This window comes from Corynebacterium sp. UMB6689 (assembly GCF_030215295.1).
GTDB lineage: Bacteria > Actinomycetota > Actinomycetes > Mycobacteriales > Mycobacteriaceae > Corynebacterium > Corynebacterium aurimucosum.
Genome location: NZ_JASOLS010000302.1, coordinates 1 through 232, shown reverse-complemented (window position 1 = coordinate 232; position 232 = coordinate 1). Strand labels below are relative to the sequence as shown.

General features: G+C 60.8%; 1 pseudogene. It reads right to left on the bottom strand.

Annotation, left to right across the window (positions count from 1 at the left end):
* Positions 1 to 218, bottom strand: a pseudogene (locus tag QP363_RS13595) (Na+/H+ antiporter NhaC family protein); the annotation flags it as partial.
* Between the last annotated feature and the right edge of the window lie 14 nt (positions 219 to 232).

The following is a 232-nucleotide window of genomic DNA, read 5'->3' as shown; positions in this document are numbered from 1 at the left end:
GAAGCGCCCCACGAAGAAAACGGTGCAAGAACAGCGACCGGTGCCGACGATGAGTCGATGAGGTAGGCGAGCTTCGCGCGAGACACCTTGTGGCGGTCGCTAACGGGGCGCGCCACCTGGCCGACGGCAAGCGCGTTGAAATAGTCATCAATGAAAATCGCGGTACCGAGTGCGGCGGCGAGAATCTGGGCGCCTCGCCGACCTTTGATCTTCGTCATCGTCCATTCTGCAA